The organism is Oceanobacillus sojae (genome assembly GCF_007991515.1).
In the GTDB taxonomy this organism is placed as follows: Bacteria; Bacillota; Bacilli; order Bacillales; family Amphibacillaceae; genus Oceanobacillus; species Oceanobacillus sojae.
Map to the genome: position 1 here is coordinate 128,914 of NZ_BJYM01000006.1, position 19,889 is coordinate 148,802.

Here is a 19,889-nt window from a genome sequence, read left to right on the forward strand (position 1 = left end):
TTCATTCCTATTATTTTTTAGGTCACTCTTGTGCGCTTGTAAATACATCTTTATACATGTCGATAATCTCATTTCGGTTCTCTTCCACATATTCCTCGTCTTCTTCAATAACGTTTATTTCTTCAAGCGGCTTCTTAAAATCAGCTATCTCTACGTCTTTTCCTAACGATCTGATTGTTAATTCCTGTCCAAATGCAGTTTGAGCTTTCTCAGAAGCGATAAAATCAACAAAGGCCTTCGCATTATCTAAATGCTGAGCGTCTTTAATGATTTCAACACCTGCATCTAAGAAGACAGTTCCTTCTTCAGGATAGATAACTTCAACCGGCGCGCCGTCACGTACATAGCTGAGGGCAGGGTCCTCATAGGTCAGCCCAACAGTATACTCTCCATCTGCTACCCCTTTGTGCACATTGCCTGATCCGCTTGCAACCTTACCGTCCAGATTTTTAACGAGCTCTTCTACGTAATTCCATCCTTCTTCAGAGGTGTAGTCGCCACCCATAGCTAATAACATATTCGTAAGCTGGGCAAAAGCAGAGCTTGAACTTGCCGGATCTGCAGCAGCGATTTTTCCTTTTAATTCCGGATTTAATAAATCTTCATAGCCGTTAATTTCAATATCTCCTATTAAATCTGTATTAACGAGTATGACACTTCCATCAGCACCATAAGGGGTTAAAAAACCGCCTACATTTTGATGACCCTCAAGCATGTTATCATCATTTTTTGAAGTATACTTTTCAAATAAATCTCCATTTCCCAGCATTTGAGCCTTACTGCCCCCAAACATGATATCTCCGTTTGGATTACCGGCTTCCGTTTCAATCCGCTTTAATAATTCTCCCGTCCCTGCGGAAACCAGTTCAACTTCAATACCTGTTTCCTGCTCAAACATGGGAATAATTGTATTAATAATATCTTCGCTGTTTGGTGAATAGATGACGAGTTTATTTGCATTATCTTCTTCACTTCCACAAGCTGCCAGTACCATTAACAGAGTAATAGCTAATAATAAATGCGTTATTTTTTTCAAGATGATAGCCTCCTAATATTTGATTGTATTCAGTATATATAGCGTTGGTAACGTTTTCAATGCTAATATCAAACGACATTGTCTAAAATCGGACACATTAGAAAAAGGCCTTCACCAATAATCTGTGAAAACCCTCATTCTAAAAATTATATTCTTTTTACCGCGATTTTAGTTGGAATTGCACTAGATTGAAACAGTTTATTTTATTCTATAGGAAGTGTTAAAAGTTTTGCCGTCATTTTAAAGAATCAGGTTTTTAGAAATATATCTTTTTGATCAGCTGTGCCATCAATAATAAAAGGAATATTTAGTGCTTTGGAAATCTGCAATAATGTATCAACCTTTGGACTTGTTATACTGGCTTCGATTCTGCCAATTGTTGATTTAGGCAAGTCTGCTAAATCAGCGAGCTGTTGTTGAGACAGCTTCTGCTGCTGACGGTGAGTTTTTATTTGTGCTGCGATTTTTCCTTCATACTGCAGATTCTGTACATGCTGTTCACCGCGCATTTTAGCGTAGCGTTCAAAAAAATCACTCACTGTTTTTCTCCTCCTTGTATTAATAGAGATTAGGGTCATCTTCGCAATAATTTGAATAGCTTTTTTCAGCTGGGAGGATATCTCTCCGGTTGATTAAGCCATTATATTGTTTGTTGAAATAATGAAGCAAAACTACTTTATGGTAATTGTGAATTGCATAGATAATAGGATGATTTCCTGTTTTACCACCTTTTATTCCCCACCTATAAAAATTAGTATAATTTGTGTGTGTGCTATAATCTGTTTCAAAGAAGGTGGCGTTTCGTCTGAATCAAATAATATACTCTCGGGAAAAGGGTTAATGGAAATTATAGTAAGCTGTCTGGCGTACATGTCTGCAACTTTGCACCAAATGCTTTGTTTCCCAATTCGTAATTCTTGTTCAGCGCGGTCCAGTAGATACGTTTCAAAATGAGATGTATTTCCTTTATATAATATTTCAAATTTTGATTCGGACATATCACTAATCCTTATGTTTTATTGTATGCTAATGATAGCATTAATGCTATCGGAAGTCGAACTTTTTTGCTCCTCTATCTATATTTCTCTGTCAAAATACTTCCTTATTATTTAAAATAAAAAAGCTCCTACGAATAACAGGAGCAATAAAAAGAAATTTAGTCGAGAGGTGGAATCTGTTGTTTCATCCTACGGTATTCAAGGGGAGTCCTATTAGTTAATTTCTTGAATATTTGACTAAAATATCTGGCTTCTATATAACCGACTTCATGTGCGATTTCGTAAGTTTTCAAGGTAGTGGAGCAAAGAAGTTCTTTAGCTACTTCGATTCGCTTTGTTGTTATGTAATCGATAAAATTCATTCCGGTATGTTGTTTAAATAATTTACTGAAATAGCTATTGCTTATATTTAATTGTTTGGCTAGTTCAGATTGACTTTTGGTTTCCTGATAATGATGTTGAATATATCGGATAATTTCTTCAAAGTCTAAAGTGTATTGTTCATCAAAATATTTATAGATTGTTAGATTTTCACTTTTATTATAAAATTCAGAAGCAGTACATGCCTGTTTGTAAATGTTAATTAACTGTGTAAGTTCACTAGTAATTAAGCTTAGGTGAAGGGTATAGAGAGCTTTTGTGTCTGCTAAATAGTTGTTCACTTGATCAATTATATTTTTCCAGCCTTCTTCGTTCTTTAATGAATGACAAAAATATACCTGCTGATCAGTTTTGTCCTCAATCAAATAAACATTTTCTATATTTAACACTCTTTTATTTTTATCCATGGAACGAATGATAATAAATCCATAGCCTGGATGAATAATTTCAATAGCTCTTATCTTATCGAGATTTTCTAATGAATTATGCTCAACTAGATCTTTGATTAACAAGGATACGAGCTCATCCTTTTCTTGTTGCTTTGACTGTAATTTATTCCTAATGGAGAGTATCGTCGTTTTTAATTCATCAATATTCGTTGGCTTTAATAAAAAGTCGTCAGCACCAAACTTGATTGCTTTTTGAGCATACTCAAATTCATCGTGTCCAGTTAATAGAACCATTTTGAGACTGGGAAAACGTGTACGACAGGTTTCAATTAGTTCTAATCCATTTATTCCCGGCATGCGGATATCAGTCAAAAGGATGTTGATTTGTGGTGTGTCAGCTAAAATTTGTAATGCATCATTACCATTTGTTGCTGTTCCAACAACTTCAATTCCCCAATCACTCCAAGGAACTGTTCTTTTTAATCCTTCTCGAATAGTCCATTCATCATCAACAATTAATATAGAAAACATGATTTACCCTTCCTTATATGGGATTAATATTTCTATTCTTGTACCTTCATTGTCCTTGGAAGTAAGAGTCCACTGGAATTGGCTCCCATAGCTCAAATACAATCGTTTACGAACATTTTCAATGCCAATACCCAGCTCTTCGAATTCCAGGCCTTCTTTTATTTCTTGATTGACTTGAACGAGCGTTTTTTCATCCATTCCAACACCATCATCCTGTACAATAATACGGATCCTTCTGTGCTCTTTTGTAATAGAGATATCAATTTTTCCTTTTGATACCTTATTCTCAAGGCCATGCACAATCGCATTTTCTACAATCGGTTGTAATAATAAGGCTGGAATTTTTTGATTAAGTACTGAATCATCAACTGTTAGATGAACATCAAACTTGTCACGATAGCGAAATTCCTGAATGGTTAAATAGTTTTTGAGCTGTTTTACATCCTGTTTAATTGTAACGAAGTCTTTGCCTTTTCGGACAGAATATTTCATAATCTCGCTTAATGATACGACAATTTTGCTAATATCGTTGACTCCTTCAAGGCGTGCAAGCCAATTAACCGTTTCTAATGTGTTATAAAGAAAATGTGGATTGATCTGGGCGCGTAATGCTTTTAGTTCAGAGTCTTTCATACGAACCTGTTTTTCATAGTTTTCCTGAATGGATATTTTTAACTTTTCTAACATTTGATTAAATCTTTTTCCAAATATACCAATATCATCATTAAATTTCGAATCAAACCGGACTTGAAGATTTCCTTTTTCTACTTCTTTCATTAAATTGATTAACTTATAAAGTGGTCTCGTAATAGTTTTAGACAGGTAATACGCAAGCCATATTGAAAAAATGATTCCAATTAGTGCAAAGTTGAGCGTTAAATTACGAACAAGATAATTTTTTTGCTGGATGATATCCATTGGGAGAATACTTACTGTTTTAAAATTTGTATTTTCATCTGTTTGATAGGTTAGAATCGAACTTATATCATGCCAGTCAAAATGAAAGAATCCTTTTTCCCCATCCATAATACGTTGATAGTAGTCCATTTCAAATTTTGTCCCAACGTTTGTTTTATTTGGTTGACTTGAAATGATATAACCTTGGTTGTCTAATAGGAAAAAGCTTTCCCTATTTGAGAAGTTATTTTTTTCATAGATAGTTGAAAAAGCAGATTCATAGATATCAACCATTAAATAGCCGATTTTTTCATTTGTGGTGGAGTCTACTAAAATTCTTCCAGCAGTGAGAACGATATCTTGATTATCTACTCCATTAATAGAATAATTCGTATCCCATACTAAGGAGCCTTTGGCATTGTTAGCTTTTCTAAAAACTCCCCATGATTCCCGAATGGAATTATATCGGTTAGGCAGGTATTCATTTGAAAAATAACGATCCCCATTTAAACCGATAACATAAATATTAACCTCCCAGTCTTTGACTCCAGTTACAGTATCAAATAATTCATTTACATATTCAAAGTCTACATATTTTTCGTTTAAATTTCGGGTATTATTTTTCTTTAAGATATCTTGTATTTCTTCGTTTTTATAGAAAAAAAGAGTCATTTGCTCAATATCGTCTAAGAAAAAGGACACTTGATTATTGATAGATGTTAAACGTTCTAATTCATTTTCACTTACTTCTTCTTGAAGTAGCTCTGATAGAAAGTTAAATGTAAAAAAACCTAGCAGCAATAAAGGGACTAAAGAAGTAATGATAATAACGATGATTAATTTACTGCGTAAATTTAGACTATGAAGTTTGGCTATCATTTCTTCACCTGCTGCCTTAGAAAAAAGTTATACATTTTATGAAAAAAATATGATTGTATCCGCTTTCATTCATTTGCTATTATCATATTGTATCATAAATAAATTATTTAGGGGGTTTACTAAATGAAGAAAATATTTACTTTTCTAGTAGCAATAATGCTTCTAATTATCATTAGTGCATGTGGATCTGATGATAATGGAGAGGCCAGTGGGAATTCAAATACATTAACAGTGTATTCACCTCATCAAAATGAAATTATTAATCCAATCGTAAAAGAATTTCAAGAGAGAACGGGTATTAAAGTAGACGTTGTAACTGGCGGTACAGGGGAATTATTAAATCGTGTGACTGCTGAAGAAGGTAACCCGGGAGGAGACGTATTCTGGGGAGGCGGTGCTGAATCATTAGAAGCATTCGGTGACAGCTTCGAGCCATATAAATCAGCTGAAGACGAAGCGATCCCTACTGAATTCAAGAGTCCTAATAATATCTGGACCGGATTTTCCGCGTTACCAATGGTAATCATGTACAACCAGGAAATGGTGTCGGATATGGATGCACCAAAAGAATGGAAAGATTTAACAGATGAAAAGTGGACTGGTAAAATTGCTTTTGTTGAGCCGAGCAAATCAGGTTCTGCTTATACACAATTGGTGACTATGTTGTCTGCATACAGCGATGATGGAAATGACGGCTGGAATTTTGTAGAGGAATTTGTTGCTAACTTAGATGGAACTATTTTATCTAGTTCAAGTGCTGTACCTAAAGGGGTAGCTGATGGTGAATTCCCTGTTGGGATCACATTAGAAGAAGCGGCATATCGTTATATTGCAGGCGGCTCCTCTGTAGATATTAGTTATCCGGAAGAAGGGACTTCTGCTGTTCCCGATGGTGTTGCATTAATTAAGGATGCTAAAAACTCAGAAAATGCAGAGGAATTCATTGATTTCTTAGTCAGTAAAGATGTACAAGAAATGATTGTAGAGGATTTTGGCAGACGAGCTGTGCGCGATGACGTGAATCCGCCGGAGGGACTTATTGGTTCTGAAGAGATTCCATTAGTAGACTATGATTTCGGCTGGTCTGCAGATAACAAAGATAGTGTAATGAATCAGTTCCAAGAGGTCTTAATTGAACAGGAATAAGGGATTGTGTTCAAATCTGATTCCTTTCTAAAGAAGGGGGAAATAATTTTGCAAGATCATGTAAAAATAAAACAAATTTGTAAATTCTTTGGTGATAATAAAGCGCTTGATGATATTAATATTAACATCAAAAAAGGAGAATTTTTCACCTTGCTCGGCCCAAGTGGATGTGGTAAAACCACTTTACTTCGCATACTTGCTGGATTCTATCAACAGGAAGAAGGAAATCTTTTTTTTGAAGACAGTCATATGAATAACATCCCTGCACATAAAAGAAATATTGGAATGGTATTTCAAAATTATGCTATTTTTCCTCATTTAACTGTCTTTGAGAATGTCGCTTATGGCTTAAAGGCAAGAAAAATAAAAAAAGATGAAATAAAAGTTAAAGTAACAGAAGCACTCGATATGGTTGAATTGTCTCATCTTAAAGATAGACAGCCATCTCAATTGAGCGGCGGGCAACAACAACGTGTTGCGTTGGCACGGGCAATTGTTATTCATCCTGGCTTATTGTTGATGGACGAGCCATTATCCAATCTAGATGCAAAACTAAGAGTTAAGATGCGAGAGGATATTAGAAATCTGCAAAAAAGCTTAAATATTACAACTATCTACGTTACACACGACCAAGAAGAGGCACTTGCAGTATCAGATAGAATTGCAGTTATGAGTGAAGGCAAAGTACAGCAAATCGGCAAGCCTCATGAGATTTATTTAAGTCCTGTTAATAAATTTGTCGCTAATTTTATCGGAACTACTAACTTCTTAGATGCAGAAATAGAAATAATAGACTCTGACAAACATGCTACTGTATTTGTAGAAGGGGCAGCTTTAAAAACAAAACTTTTTGAGAGTGCTTATGGAAAGGGGATATATTCTATACGTCCGGAACAAATCAAAATCAAGGAAACTGGTGATGCAAATTCTGCTCTAGTAGAAGGAGAGATTGTTGATGCTACTTTTCTGGGAGAGTCTGTTGTATATAAAATAAGGTTTACTTCTGGCACGCTTATCAGTGCACACGAGCATTCTATCCGTTATAACATGCTAAGGAAAATTGGCGACTTAGTAAAGGTTGATCTAAATCCAGAGGAAGCGGTTATTTTTGATGAGAGCGGGGAGGAAGTACTAAATGAGCACAAGAACACAAGTCTTAAAGAAACCGTTTAATTTAAGGTTAGACTTCTGGCATTTTGTTATTATCGCAGCATTTATTCTGATTGGCTTTTTCCTTATTTATCCTTTATTTAATATTTTTATTAATAGCTTTTGGCAGGATGGAAAAGCTTCATTAGAAAACTATCAGGAATTCTTTAGCCGTAAATACTATTACTCAGCTTTAATTAACAGCTTTATTGTATCTACATCTGCGACCTTTTTTGCCTGTGTGTTAGGTATTCCAGTTGCTTATGCAATGTCACGATTTAATATTCCATTTAAAGGGGTATTCCATATTTTAATTATACTAACGTTGTTGTCTCCACCGTTTATCGGGGCATATTCCTGGATACTAATGCTTGGAAATAATGGATTTATTACAAACTTCCTTGCAAATATTGGAATTGAAATACCATCTATCTATGGATTACATGGAATGATTTGGGTATTCACCTTACAGTTTTATCCGCATATTTATTTATATGTATCAGGAGCTTTGAAAACAATTGATGTTTCACTAGAGGAGGCATCAAGCAGCCTTGGAGTTTCTGGATTTGCACGGATTCGTAAAGTTACCTTACCATTAATTTTTCCGACAGTGTCAACTGGAGCTTTGATGGTATTTATGGCATCTTTCGCTGACTTTGGTACACCAATGTTAATCGGTCAAGGAGAGAAGGTGCTCCCAATTCTTGCGTATGATCAATTCATTAGTGAAATGGGGTCTAACCCGGCAATGGCCAGTACGTTAAGTATGATTTTACTTTCTGTGACTACTGCTGTTTTACTATTTCAACGCCATATTATGAATAGAAAAACGTATACTATGAGTTCATTACGACCTCCAAAAGTAATTAAGTTAAGTCCCGTGAAGCGTACTTTAGCGACATTAATGGTAATGGGCATTGTTACATTATCTATCATTCCACAGGCAACTGTAATTACTACTTCATTCTTGAAAACTAATGGACCGGTTTTTGTTGGCGGGTTTAGTTTAGATAGTTATCGAGAGGTGCTTTATAAAGTTCCAAAAGCAATTCAGAATACGTTTACGTATGCAAGCGTTGCAATTGTGATTATGGTCATTGCCGGGCTTTTACTTTCTTATGTGGTGGTGAGAAGAAAATCCAAAATTACTTCTTTCCTAGATGCGCTAATTATGATTCCTTATGTAATTCCGGGTACTGTTCTGGGTATTAGTTTGATCATAGCCTTTAACAAACCGCCAATTGAATTAACAGGTACGTGGGTAATCTTAGTTATTGCATATGTTGTAAGGAAATTGCCGTATACAATGCGGTCCAGCACCGCCATATTGCATCAGATTGATAAAAGTGTTGAGGAAGCATCGATTAGTTTAGGGGTACCTCCAATGAAAACATTCTTTAAGACGACTGCTGTTTTAATGATACCGGGAGTCTTATCTGGAGCAATATTAAGTTGGGTAACAACTATAAATGAATTAAGTTCAACCATCGTTTTGTATTATGGTGCAACTGCAACGATTACTGTTTCAATTTATAGTGAAGTATTTACATCTAATTTCGGAACAGCTGCAGCATTGGCATCTATGCTGTCGTTAGCTACGATTATTTCATTAATTATTATTATGATTATCTCAGGGAAGAAGGAGATATCAGTTTAATTCTGATTTTTGGATAGGGTGACGATCAGAACTCGATATGTAGATTGTGTAATAATCGTTCAAGTGGATGTTTTGTAAGAGAGAATGATAGGGACAGAAGTTTGGGGTGACTCTTGAAAAAACGGTGTTAGAAACTATAAAAATTAAATTATACGGGGAGGCATAACATGATACGTTTTGGAACAGGCGGCTGGCGGGATATTATAGGTGAAAAATTTACATTTGATAACGTGAGAAAGTTTTCCCAAGGAATCGCAAATCAAATTCTTCAAAATCATAAACAGGATCAAGGGGTTGTTATCGGATACGATAATCGTTTTATGGCTGAAGAATTTGCCAAAGCTTCTGTGGAGATATTTGCTGCAAATAATATCAGAGTTATATTTCTAACGCCATCGGTCCCGACACCATTAGTGAATTTTGTCACCATTGAAGAAAAAGCAGCAGCAGGCTTAACTTTTACAGCTAGTCACAACCCTTATATATACAATGGTATTAAGTATGTCCATGAAGGTGGATTGCCCGCAACGGAAGATATTACAACCGAGCTGGAAAAATCAATCAATGCGGTTCAAGCAGATGAAATAAAGCGAATACACTATAACCGTGCTTTGGAAAATAATTTGACTATTAGAAAAGACTATACAAATGAATTCATTACTTTTGTTGAATCACAAATTAATTTGGATTTAATTAAGCAGGCTAATATTAGTGTACTATATGATCCGATGTTCGGCACCGGTATTAATTCCTTATTAACGTTATTAGTAGATTCCAGATCAAAGATAAAAATTATCCATGATAAAGCAGATCCTCTATTTGGTGGCCGTGTTCCTGCACCGACAGAGTCATCTTTATGGAGATTAACGGGAATGATGAAAGAAGAACAATATGATATTGGTATAGCAACTGATGGCGATGGTGATCGAATTGCGATCATTGATGAGAAAGGCTATTATGTTGATGCAAATGAGATATTAGTTATTTTGTATTATTACTTTTTGGAATACAAAGGAATGAAGGGAAATGTAGTTCGTAATATTTCGACAACACATCTCTTGGATGATATTTCTAATTATTATGGGTTTGAATGTATTGAGAAACCGGTTGGATTTAAACATATTGCTGAAGGAATGCTTCAGTCAGATGCTGTTTTGGGTGGGGAGAGCTCTGGAGGGATTACCATTAAAGGACATCTTTTGGAAAAGGATGCGATACTTTCAGCCGGGATTATATTGGAGCTGCTTGCTTACACTAAGAAACCACTAAGTGAGATTCGACAAGAGATTAAAGGAAAATTTGGTAAACGATATTTTAAGGAGCATAATTATAGTTATGAAGCAGAGTACAAGGAGCATATTCAATCTGTTATCTTCGGTACTGCTGCCGAAAAACTTTATCGAGGAGACCTTTTGGAGCATAAGACCTATGATGGAGTGAAGTGGGAATGGTCGGATGGTACGTGGTGTCTTGTCCGTTTTTCAGGAACAGAGCCGGTACTGAGAATTATGGTAGAATCCCCTAAAGATGATAAAATAGAAGGAATCATTCAAAATGTGATGAAAGTTATCGAATCAAGTATACTGAGTCATCACTAATATATATTTACAGGGAGTATTGAGCCATGAAATTTAAAGTTCCTTTTTTACTATCTGTTTGTATCGTTGTTTTATCCATTATCTATATATTCAATCTAATTAATCAAGATTTTGTACTAAATAAAGAGGATGAGTATGAGGATACAATGAATATATGGCTTACTACTCCCGGATTAATCTCTTCTGTTGAACGCTTTCAGGAAGAATCAGGGATTAAAATGAATATTACAAAATTCAAAAGTGAAGAGGCACTGGTTGAGGAACTTATACTTCCCAATATGGAAGACAATCTTCCTGATCTTATTGAAATACATTCTAGTTATGGACTGGATGAGATTATGGAATTAAGTAATCCTAATTCAATCCAAAAAATTGGAGAGGATTTTTCGGTTGCATTCCATGAAGCAACATTAGAAAACTTTTCTTATGATAATGGATTATATGGTTACCCATTAGGGATTGAGATTCCAATCATTATTATAAACCGGACCATTCTAGATAATCATATAGAAGATAATCAACGTGTTTCCCCTTTTAATTCTTGTGATACGCTTGCAGTATACAAGGAAATTCAAGATAAAATAAATAACAATAAAGCAAAAACATTTTGGTTTTTTCACTTTGATGAAGATATTCCGTATTATTGGGATGCCTTTCAACAGAAAGAGCAGGGAAGTAAAACTTCCTTTGAAAAACTTTGGACGAATTTAATTAAAGAGTATGAACTGGTACCACCATTAGACAACCATATGGCAGTAACGAAATTTTCCAATATGGAAGTAGGAGCGCTTATTACCACTTCTAGCAATTTACAAATGATTCAAGAGTTGGTTAGAAGTACTTTTGAAATAGAAGTTTTGCCGCTATTCGATAGTGGAGAGCCCTTATTTGTGTCAGGGAGCGGATTTATATCTTTTAGTAATGAGAAAAAGGTTGAGATGTTTTATAGCTTCCTAGATCAGGATGATGTACAGTTAGAATTCTTAAGCAATACAGGCTGGATACCAGCAAAAAACTCACTAATTGAAAGCAAACCTTTTATTCTTCAGTTACCTATGGCAAAATATTTGGGAAATCTAGTTAAGTATCATGATGTATTCAGTGGGAAAGAACTATCTGGCGAGAGTTGGGAAACGTGGAAAAATATTAAAGAAGAAGCTATTGGTATTGAAATGAGTATTGAATGAAGAAGAATGTTAGGATTGAGTCGAGCTTGCAAAAAATATGTCGAAACGAGTGGGGGCATAAGAATGGAGCTTATTGAGAAATTTATTCAATCAAAAAGTGGTAATATGGCATTGTGTGAGGATATGTATTTTCATAATGAATATTTTGCCGCTGTGATTGATGGAGCAACTAGTGTCTCGGACAGCTTATACGGCGAAAAGACACAAGGTAGGATAGCTGCAGAATTGATTCGAGATGCAATTTCGTCATTAAATGGAAGAGAGTCAATAGATGAAATCATTACAGTTATTAATGAAAGATATAAAGTGTTGTATAAAAAATTAAACTTGGAGCAGGAAGTTCTTGAAATTCCATATATTCGTCCAAGTGCTTCGATGATTATTTATAGTAAATATCATCATAAAGTATGGATGGTTGGAGATTGTCAGCTTTATTTCGATGGTAAACTCTATCAAAATATTAAAAGAATAGATGAGGTTTTTAGTGAAGCCAGAAGTATTATTGTTCAAGGGGAATTAGTAAAGGGAAGAACTGTAAAGGAATTACTGTCAGAGGAAGACGTCGGTTTCCGACTAATTAAGCCGTTTATTCAAAAGCAGTATAATTTTCAAAATGCAACTCCAGATTCCGATTTAAGTTATGCAGTTATAAATGGTTTTCCGATACCCTCAGAACTTATTAAGACGATAGATTTATCAGAGGATGTGAAAGTTTTCTCTTTAGCGTCCGATGGCTACCCAACGATATTAGAGAGTCTTGAAGCCTCCGAGAAAGAACTATCACGTTTATTAATGGTTGATCCACTTTGTATTTATGAAAATAAATCAACAAAAGGTATAGCTAAAGATAATATATCATTTGATGACAGAACCTATATTAAGGTTCGTATTGGCTAGGATTTTTCCTTCAAACAATGAATTACATTTTAAGTAATAAACCCAATCATTATAAGGGAATGATTGGGTTTATTTTAGACTAATATTGAAGAAGCAATGAATTTGATTACTACTTCCTCACAACAGGAATCCACATTTCACCATATACCTTGCCATCACGCTTACCCATCTCAACAGATGTATTTGGCCCGCCGACATATGCAACATCCTGAGCTTCCGGCAGAGCCTCGCCAAAAGCTTTACCAGTAAGTGTCTCATGCAAGTCTTTAGCAGTTTCTGCTTCTCCTTTAACAACAACATATTCCCCTTTAGGAAATTGAATAACTCTTGTTGCGTCAGGTAATGTCTCTTTCGTCATTACACCAGCATAATGCATCATCTTATTATTCACCGCTTCATTGACGATAAAAATGTAGTCATTATCAGCAACAGTTTTTAACGTATCCAGTGTTCCATCCTCATTCACTTTATTCCAGAAATCAGCTTTTTCTTTATTGATTCCCATATAGTCTGTATAATCACTTTTCAGTTCTGTTCCAAAACCTAACACCACAAAGCTGTCTTTTTCTTCTAATGTATAATTTGCCATATTCAAAACCTGCCTTTTTAAGAATTTGTACCAAATGAGTTGTCTTTTCATTTGATATGTTTATACTAACGTTAAATCATGTCAAAAAGTGATACTGTTTAGGAGGATATCATGAAAAAAGTTGAACGGATTAATATAATCATGCGCTATATCAATAATCGCTCCCGTTTTACCATATCAGAAATCATGCGGGAATTTAACATTTCACGATCGACAGCTATTAGAGATATACGGGAAATTGAAGCGATGGGAATGCCGCTTGTCGCTGAAGTGGGAAGAGACGGAGGTTATTTTGTTATGAATAACTCCGTCCTGCCCACTGTTCGCTTCACGGATAATGAGATCAAAGCTCTTTTTCTTGCTTTTATGGCTACCAGAAATCAGCAGCTTCCTTATTTAAAAAGCCGTCACTCTCTGGCTGAAAAGCTGCTTGGTTTAATCTCTGAAAATCAACAGGATGACCTGGTTCTTTTAAATCAAATTCTGCTGTTTGAAGGAACTAATCCCAATAATCCTGATTTGCTTGACCTGTCTGATCTTCCTCATCCTATGCTGGAACAGCTTATCCAAAACATCCTTCTGGATAGCTATTTATGGATTACTGTACAGGAAGGAAAAGAATTAAAATTTTATCCGATTTATCTTCTGCATCTTTATCGGGAAAAAAGCCGCTGGTTGATTGAAAGCTTCCATTTGAAAGAAGAAAAGACGCAAATTATTCCTGTAGACAGTCTTACTGATGTTGAACCCTATCCTGTTAAAAATAGACTAAGCAGGAAAAAGATTTTGGAGAAACAGCGTTTGCAGAAAAAAGATGTTAACCTTGTGATTGACTTGGGGCCAAACGCAATTGCTCAATTTAAAAAGTATCATCCCCTTACTGTTTCTATTTCTTATACTAATCCTTACCAGACTAGTGCGCGTTTAAACACTTTTGTCGATGTCAGGAATGAAGAGGAGATTAGTGAGATGGTTAGCTGGCTACTTTTTCTTGGGGAAGATGTCGTGGTTAGGGAAATGCCGGGAGAGGTATTGTATGAAGTAAACAAGAGAGGATGGAGATATTGATTACGGAATTTTTGAACGAGAGTTCACAGAGTAAAGAGGTGCTATTACATAATTTAGATTTCTAAAAATTTATCTTGCATATCCAAATGAAAACGCTTATAATAAAATACAGAATACGGTATATTGGTAAAAGGGGGGTATATATGTGGGAAAGACTCTATTCTAAAAATGGTCTGGCGGCTAAGAAAATTGCAGAGTTATTGAATAAGATAGATGTTGGAGCCAAGGTGCCACGAGTTTCAGATTACAGCGAAAGATTGAATATTGGCAGAGGAACTGTGCAGCAGGCTATGAAATTGCTGGAAGAGATGAAAGCAATTCAGACAGAGGCAAGAGGTCATTTAGGCACTTTCTTAGTTTGGAAAGATGATGATGTTTTATTGGAAATAGCAGGGATTGCTCCTTTGATTGGATCAATGCCATTGCCTTATTCCAGAAAGTATGAAGGATTGGCAAGTGGAATTGTTGAAGCTTTTGAATCAGCAGGAAAGCGGGTTAATTTAATTTATATGCGTGGTGCAACAAATCGAATTGAGTCTTTAAGAACGAAGAGATGTGATTATGCTGTTGTATCCAAAATGACTGCAAAACTTACTTTATCTGACTATCCTAATCTGAAAATATTAAGAAGCTTTGGAGAGAATACCTATGTCTCTGCGCATAAAGTTTTCTTAGCAGACAAAGAAAAAAATGAAATTGAGGATGGAATGAGGGTTGGCGTGGACCAAGAGTCATTAGACCAATTTCAATTAACACATCTGGAATTTGCGGAAAAAGATGTTGAATTTGTAGATGTTAACTATATGCAGCTATTCGATAAATTATCGAGTAAAGAAATAGATGCTACCATTTGGAATGTGGATGATAAGAGGATGACAAGGAATTTTAAATCTATTTCCTTCCAATCTGTAGAAGCTCAGAAGCTTGCAAGGGACACATCGCAGGCGGTCATTGTTATTGAAGGTGACCGGGAAGAGGAAATGAATGAAAAATGGCACTCCGTAACTGAAGAGAAGATACTACAGGTGCAACAAAGTGTAGAAAAGGGAGAAGTAATACCGAGGTATTAATATCCTTCCTTATAATAAAATACAATATACAGTATATTGAGGTATGATAATATGAACAAATTGGAAATGAATAAGAAATTAACAATTTTATTAGAAGGTCAAATCATTACGAAGCAAGCTTATGATGTTACGAATCAAACGTATGATTTTTTAGCAGCAAAATTTAACAAAGAACCAATTGAAAACTCGGAAATGTTTTGGACACATATGTGTATGGCTTTAGCCCGAATTGAAAAAGGGGAAGAATTGGAAGGTCCATCTCAGGCAGTCGTAGATGATATATATCAGACACCATATATGGAAGAAATAAAAGAGGTCATTGAGTTTGTAAAAGATCAGCTTCATCACGAATTTCCAAAAGAAGAGCAGGATTATTTTTATCTCCATTTACATGGAGTTATGGAGAATAACAAATAGGAGGTTTTATTATGTTGAAAATTGTAATTGGTGGTCAATTAAACAAGCAGGTAATTGAGAAGCAAATTAAAGAGTTGGGTGGGCAGGAAGTCGATGTGGTAATCAAGAGTGATTTAGATGCTGTAATGGCTATTAAAAATAAGCAGGCTGACTACTATGTCGGGGCGTGTGAAACTGGATCAGGCGGTGCACTTGCAATGGCTTATGCGTTATTAGGACAGAGCAATTGTGTTTCGTTAGCTTCCCCGAGTTCTGTCATGAGCAAAGAGCAAATAGAAGAAGAAGTAAACAAAGGGAAGGTAGCTTTTGGTTTCACTGCTCCTTCCTCGAAGAATATGTTAGATATTTTAATCCCTGCTTTACTAAATAAATAAGGACGGGTCAGGAGGTAGGAAAGAATGGAGTTTACAATCATTCAGCTTATATCTATTGCTTTAGTCGGTGCAATAGGTTCCATGCTGGTTAATCGAGGGGTAGCAGTGTTTAATGATGGGCTGCGGCCTATTATGCCAGAATATTTGGAAGGACGTATTACAAGAAAAGAACTGGCAGCAACTAGTTTTGCTTTAAGTTTTGGGTTAATTATTGGATTTGGGATTCCTTTATCCATTGGTGCAGTAATTATTATAGCACATAGTATTTTATTAGCTTGTGACATCATTGGTATTTGGACGCCAGATAGTAAAAAAGGAATGATTATCTCAGGAATTGTCGGCGCTGTGTACAGCATTGGAGTATGTCTGGGTCTTCAGTTTATTGTTGATCTGTTTAACCAGCTTCCAATCAATTTCTTGGAGTCTTTAAGTCTGGTAGGAACTCCTATCATTATATCTTTCACGGTTTTCCCGGCAGTAGCTGTAGGGTATCAGCATGGGATGAAGAAGGCAATGAGTACAGCTCTGATTACTTTTATCGCCTACCTCTTATTTGCTAAATTTGGATCATTTACCGTTGCCTCTTATGATATAACATTAAGTCCGGAGGGGATGGCGCTCTTAGTCGGAATGTTGATGATGGTATATTATGCGGCAAAAGTGAAAGGCGAGGGAGAATCTACGAATGCTGATTTGGTAAATATATTTGCTGAGCGTGTAAATAAAATCAGGAAAAACCGCTGGTTACTTGCGTTAATGGGTGGTTTGATTGCGCTGGTATCTGCACAGTTAATACTTGCAGTAGATGCCATGCCGCAAGCCTTAATTAACGAGGGAAAATATACTGAAGGTGCAATTGCAACGTTTGCAAGAGCGATTGGATTTATTCCTTTGGTATTCTCAACCGCAATTGTAACTGGAGTCTATGGTCTTGCTGGTACAACAATGGTTTTTGTAGTTGGTCTTATTTTTAGGGATATTCCGATACTGGCGTTCGTATTAGGAGCCGTAGTTATGTATGCAGAAGTAATGCTGCTGTCCATAGTTACTAAAAGCATGGATAAACTCCCGGGAGTTCGGGAAATGGGAGAGCATATTCGAACATCATTAGCGGATGTATTGGGGATGGCCATATTAATTGGGAGTGCCATGGCTTCTGAACAGATTGCGCCTGGAATTGGATTTTTCTGGGTGATGGGATTCTACCTAATTAACCGTATGGCCAAGAAACCGCTCGTAGAATTAGCTGTAGGACCTGTAGCAGTTGTTGCTTTAGGAATTCTGGTCAATATTTTGAACCTGGTAGGTTTATGGTAAATAAATTTCTTACATAAACCACATCACTCTGTCATTTTAAATGGATAGAGATATAAAGCTAGTTGAAGCCTATGGAAGGAATGGGATTGTTATGTTAGTTAGCGGGATAACTTATATGCATGAGCATACGACAATAGATTTATCGGAAGTGAAAAATACGGAAGACTGCCAACTGGATGTGTTCTCGGAGACTGTATCAGAATACAAAAAATTATACGAAAAAGGTGTCCGGAATATTGTTGATGTCACAAATTTTGGGATGGGAAGGAATATTCCATTTGTAGAGAAGGCTGCGGAATTAAGCGAGATAAATATTATTCATTCTACGGGTTTTTATCAGGAAGAATTCTACCCAGTACAGGTGTGGAGAGAAACCAAGGAACAGTTGGCTGAAAGAATGATAAAAGAAATCAATGAGGGGATTAAAGGAACAAACGTAAAGGCTGGCATTATTGGAGAAATTGGTACGAGTTTTAATGAATGGACAGTAACAGAGAAGAAAGTCTTTGATGCTGTTGTTATTGCTCATAGAGAAACCAATAAACCGATAACAACACATACCTCCATTGGGACACTTGGATTAGAACAGGTAGAATTTTTCAAATCAGAAAAAGTAGATTTGGATAAAGTTGTTATCGGACACGTTGATCTTACTGGAGATGCCGATTATATATTGAACATGTTGAAACAAGGTGTATATGTTGAATTTGATACGGTAGGTAAGGAAAGCTATATGCCAGACCGCACAAGAGCAGAAATGTTAAAGAAAATCCAAGATGCCGGATATATAGAACGCGTATTTTTATCAATGGATATTACGAGAAAATCTCATTTAGAGTACCAAGGAGGACTGGGATACAGCTTTTTACTGGATTCGTTTGTTCCTTTGATGCAGTCTCACGGCATTACAGACGAGTCCATTGATAAAATGCTCGTAAAAAATCCGATGACTTTTATGAATACCTGAGAAAAATTATATTCATAGAGAGTTAAGGAATGCTGATATATGAAAGAATAGGCTGGCTGAAAAGATTTGGTGCTTAGAAATCCATGAAATATTTCTCCAGTCTATTCAAAAATATTATCTATGTCTTAGATAGGGGAAATAAGCATGACAAAAAGAGTGATTATTTTAATACTGGACAGTTTAGGTGTCGGCAATATGGATGATGTGAAAGAATATCATCCACAGGATATTGGCGCAAATACCTTTTATCATATTTTAGATAAAACATCTTTAAATATACCAAATCTTGAAAGACTGGGAATAAATAAAATTCTACATCATCCTAAATTAAAAAATGAAGAAAATCTGGCTAGCTACGGTGTATTGAATTTAATGCATCAGGGAGCTGATAGTTTTGAAGGCCATAATGAAATTATGGGTTCGAAGCCGAAGAAAGCATACCTTGCTCCTTTTATTGAGAATATGGAAGAAGTGAAAGCAGCGTTAGAAAATGAGGGATATAAAGTAACGATACCTAATCCAAAGATGCCATATCTGCTGGTGAATGATCTCGTTATAGTGGCAGATAATATCGAGACCGATTATGGACAAATATATAATGTGAGTGCTCCTTTAGATTATATTTCGTTCGAAGAAGTTTTGAAAATAGGAAATTGTGTCCGAAAAAATGTCAAAGTGAACAGAGTGATTGCACTTGGAGGGAAAAATGTGACTCCAAAGCATTTACAAGCATCTATAGAACGCCGGGCCGATGGATTAGTCGGCGTAAACTCTCCAAAATCAAATGTTTATAAACAAGGATATGAAGTTCGTCATCTGGGATATGGAATATCTCCGAAGTATCAGCTGCCGACGATTGCTGTAAAAGAAGGGCTGGATGTATCTCTGGTAGGAAAAATGCAGGACGTTATTTATTGTGAAGGTGCTAAAAAATTTCCTGGAGTTGATACAAAACAAGTAATGGAAAATATCCTTCATGAGATGGATCATGTGAATTCTGGTTTGATTGCAGCAACAGTCCAAGAAACGGATCTTGCTGGTCATGCTCAAGATCCGGATAGGTATGCAGATCGTATTGAATTAGTAGATACGTATTTGACGGAAGTATTTCATAGAATGACAAAGAACGATTTATTAATTATGAGTGCTGATCATGGTAATGATCCTACAATTGGCCATAGTCAGCATACAAGAGAAAAAACGTATTTACTTGCTTTTCATAAAGGCTGGAATCCAATAAACATCGGAGAAAGGGACACGCTGTCAGATATAGGTGCCACGGCAGCTGCTTATTTAGAACTGCATCCGACAGAAAATGGAGAGTCGTTTCTTTTTGAATAAG

At 35.8% G+C, this 19,889-nt stretch carries 18 protein-coding genes; 13 read left to right on the plus strand and 5 right to left on the minus strand.

Annotated elements, in window-relative coordinates; all coding sequences use genetic code 11:
- Window positions 1–22: 22 nt before the first annotated feature.
- The 4 genes from OSO01_RS08730 to OSO01_RS08750 all read right to left on the minus strand — a co-directional run bounded on the left by OSO01_RS08730 (window position 23) and on the right by OSO01_RS08750 (window position 5,111).
- Window positions 23–1,036, minus strand: coding sequence for an extracellular solute-binding protein (locus OSO01_RS08730; protein ID WP_147210052.1), 1,014 nt, complete (start codon window positions 1,034–1,036; stop codon window positions 23–25).
- A gap of 248 nt (window positions 1,037–1,284) precedes the next feature.
- Entirely contained in the window at window positions 1,285–1,575 is a 291-nt protein-coding gene (locus tag OSO01_RS08735) for a helix-turn-helix domain-containing protein (RefSeq protein WP_147210053.1), read from the minus strand.
- A 617-nt stretch (window positions 1,576–2,192) separates the two neighbouring features.
- A complete protein-coding gene (locus tag OSO01_RS08745; RefSeq protein ID WP_147210054.1) occupies window positions 2,193–3,335 on the minus strand; it encodes a response regulator transcription factor in 1,143 nt (380 codons plus the stop codon).
- A gap of 3 nt (window positions 3,336–3,338) precedes the next feature.
- Window positions 3,339–5,111 carry a cache domain-containing sensor histidine kinase gene (locus tag OSO01_RS08750; RefSeq protein WP_147210055.1) on the minus strand — a complete coding sequence of 591 codons (1,773 nt, stop codon included), beginning with the start codon at window positions 5,109–5,111 and terminating at the stop codon, window positions 3,339–3,341.
- A 123-nt stretch (window positions 5,112–5,234) separates the two neighbouring features.
- On the opposite strand from OSO01_RS08750, the gene OSO01_RS08755 reads away from it, so the two are divergent.
- The 6 genes from OSO01_RS08755 (at window position 5,235) to OSO01_RS08780 (ending at window position 12,745) form a co-directional block, all read left to right on the plus strand.
- The gene (locus OSO01_RS08755; RefSeq protein WP_147210056.1) at window positions 5,235–6,257 is read left to right on the plus strand and encodes an ABC transporter substrate-binding protein; all 1,023 of its coding nucleotides are present in this window, start codon (window positions 5,235–5,237) and stop codon (window positions 6,255–6,257) included.
- Between the two features lie 48 nt (window positions 6,258–6,305).
- The gene (locus OSO01_RS08760; protein WP_147210057.1) at window positions 6,306–7,430 is read left to right on the plus strand and encodes an ABC transporter ATP-binding protein; all 1,125 of its coding nucleotides are present in this window, start codon (window positions 6,306–6,308) and stop codon (window positions 7,428–7,430) included.
- Entirely contained in the window at window positions 7,393–9,063 is a 1,671-nt protein-coding gene (locus OSO01_RS08765; RefSeq protein WP_147210058.1) for an ABC transporter permease, read from the plus strand. Before OSO01_RS08760 ends, OSO01_RS08765 begins: the two co-directional genes overlap by 38 nt.
- A gap of 167 nt (window positions 9,064–9,230) precedes the next feature.
- Window positions 9,231–10,661, plus strand: a complete 1,431-nt coding sequence (locus tag OSO01_RS08770; RefSeq protein ID WP_147210059.1) for a phosphohexomutase domain-containing protein — start codon at window positions 9,231–9,233, stop codon at window positions 10,659–10,661.
- A 26-nt stretch (window positions 10,662–10,687) separates the two neighbouring features.
- On the plus strand, window positions 10,688–11,848 hold the full coding sequence (locus OSO01_RS08775; RefSeq protein ID WP_147210060.1) for an ABC transporter substrate-binding protein: 1,161 nt from the start codon (window positions 10,688–10,690) through the stop codon (window positions 11,846–11,848).
- Between the two features lie 63 nt (window positions 11,849–11,911).
- Entirely contained in the window at window positions 11,912–12,745 is an 834-nt protein-coding gene (locus OSO01_RS08780) for a hypothetical protein (RefSeq protein WP_147210061.1), read from the plus strand.
- A 109-nt stretch (window positions 12,746–12,854) separates the two neighbouring features.
- Here OSO01_RS08780 and OSO01_RS08785 read toward each other — a convergent pair whose 3' ends face one another.
- Window positions 12,855–13,334, minus strand: a complete 480-nt coding sequence (locus tag OSO01_RS08785) for a GyrI-like domain-containing protein (RefSeq protein ID WP_147210062.1) — start codon at window positions 13,332–13,334, stop codon at window positions 12,855–12,857.
- Between the two features lie 111 nt (window positions 13,335–13,445).
- On the opposite strand from OSO01_RS08785, the gene OSO01_RS08790 reads away from it, so the two are divergent.
- From OSO01_RS08790 to OSO01_RS08820, 7 genes are all read left to right on the plus strand, one after another.
- Entirely contained in the window at window positions 13,446–14,402 is a 957-nt protein-coding gene (locus tag OSO01_RS08790; protein WP_147210063.1) for a helix-turn-helix transcriptional regulator, read from the plus strand.
- Between the two features lie 143 nt (window positions 14,403–14,545).
- Window positions 14,546–15,472: a GntR family transcriptional regulator YhfZ gene (gene yhfZ / locus OSO01_RS08795; RefSeq protein WP_147210064.1), complete on the plus strand. Its 927-nt coding sequence runs from the start codon at window positions 14,546–14,548 to the stop codon at window positions 15,470–15,472.
- Between the two features lie 51 nt (window positions 15,473–15,523).
- A complete protein-coding gene (locus OSO01_RS08800; protein ID WP_147210065.1) occupies window positions 15,524–15,889 on the plus strand; it encodes a PRD domain-containing protein in 366 nt (121 codons plus the stop codon).
- A gap of 11 nt (window positions 15,890–15,900) precedes the next feature.
- Window positions 15,901–16,263, plus strand: coding sequence for a DUF2620 domain-containing protein (locus tag OSO01_RS08805; protein ID WP_147210066.1), 363 nt, complete (start codon window positions 15,901–15,903; stop codon window positions 16,261–16,263).
- A gap of 24 nt (window positions 16,264–16,287) precedes the next feature.
- Window positions 16,288–17,580, plus strand: coding sequence for a YhfT family protein (locus OSO01_RS08810; protein WP_147210067.1), 1,293 nt, complete (start codon window positions 16,288–16,290; stop codon window positions 17,578–17,580).
- A 115-nt stretch (window positions 17,581–17,695) separates the two neighbouring features.
- Window positions 17,696–18,547: a phosphotriesterase family protein gene (locus OSO01_RS08815; RefSeq protein ID WP_246145103.1), complete on the plus strand. Its 852-nt coding sequence runs from the start codon at window positions 17,696–17,698 to the stop codon at window positions 18,545–18,547.
- A gap of 144 nt (window positions 18,548–18,691) precedes the next feature.
- A complete protein-coding gene (locus OSO01_RS08820; RefSeq protein WP_147210068.1) occupies window positions 18,692–19,888 on the plus strand; it encodes a phosphopentomutase in 1,197 nt (398 codons plus the stop codon).
- Window position 19,889: the final 1 nt, after the last annotated feature.

Excerpts from the sequence above, each read along its gene's own strand:
- OSO01_RS08745 (WP_147210054.1), bottom strand. The coding sequence starts at position 3,335 with ATGTTTTCTATATTAATTGTTGATGATGAATGGACTATTCGAGAAGGA.
- OSO01_RS08750 (WP_147210055.1), bottom strand. The coding sequence starts at position 5,111 with ATGATAGCCAAACTTCATAGTCTAAATTTACGCAGTAAATTAATCATC.
- OSO01_RS08755 (WP_147210056.1), top strand. The coding sequence starts at position 5,235 with ATGAAGAAAATATTTACTTTTCTAGTAGCAATAATGCTTCTAATTATC.
- OSO01_RS08765 (WP_147210058.1), top strand. The coding sequence starts at position 7,393 with ATGAGCACAAGAACACAAGTCTTAAAGAAACCGTTTAATTTAAGGTTA.
- OSO01_RS08770 (WP_147210059.1), top strand. The coding sequence starts at position 9,231 with ATGATACGTTTTGGAACAGGCGGCTGGCGGGATATTATAGGTGAAAAA.
- OSO01_RS08775 (WP_147210060.1), top strand. The coding sequence starts at position 10,688 with ATGAAATTTAAAGTTCCTTTTTTACTATCTGTTTGTATCGTTGTTTTA.
- OSO01_RS08780 (WP_147210061.1), top strand. The coding sequence starts at position 11,912 with ATGGAGCTTATTGAGAAATTTATTCAATCAAAAAGTGGTAATATGGCA.
- OSO01_RS08785 (WP_147210062.1), bottom strand. The coding sequence starts at position 13,334 with ATGGCAAATTATACATTAGAAGAAAAAGACAGCTTTGTGGTGTTAGGT.
- OSO01_RS08790 (WP_147210063.1), top strand. The coding sequence starts at position 13,446 with ATGAAAAAAGTTGAACGGATTAATATAATCATGCGCTATATCAATAAT.
- yhfZ (WP_147210064.1), top strand. The coding sequence starts at position 14,546 with ATGTGGGAAAGACTCTATTCTAAAAATGGTCTGGCGGCTAAGAAAATT.
- OSO01_RS08800 (WP_147210065.1), top strand. The coding sequence starts at position 15,524 with ATGAACAAATTGGAAATGAATAAGAAATTAACAATTTTATTAGAAGGT.
- OSO01_RS08805 (WP_147210066.1), top strand. The coding sequence starts at position 15,901 with ATGTTGAAAATTGTAATTGGTGGTCAATTAAACAAGCAGGTAATTGAG.
- OSO01_RS08810 (WP_147210067.1), top strand. The coding sequence starts at position 16,288 with ATGGAGTTTACAATCATTCAGCTTATATCTATTGCTTTAGTCGGTGCA.
- OSO01_RS08815 (WP_246145103.1), top strand. The coding sequence starts at position 17,696 with ATGCATGAGCATACGACAATAGATTTATCGGAAGTGAAAAATACGGAA.
- OSO01_RS08820 (WP_147210068.1), top strand. The coding sequence starts at position 18,692 with ATGACAAAAAGAGTGATTATTTTAATACTGGACAGTTTAGGTGTCGGC.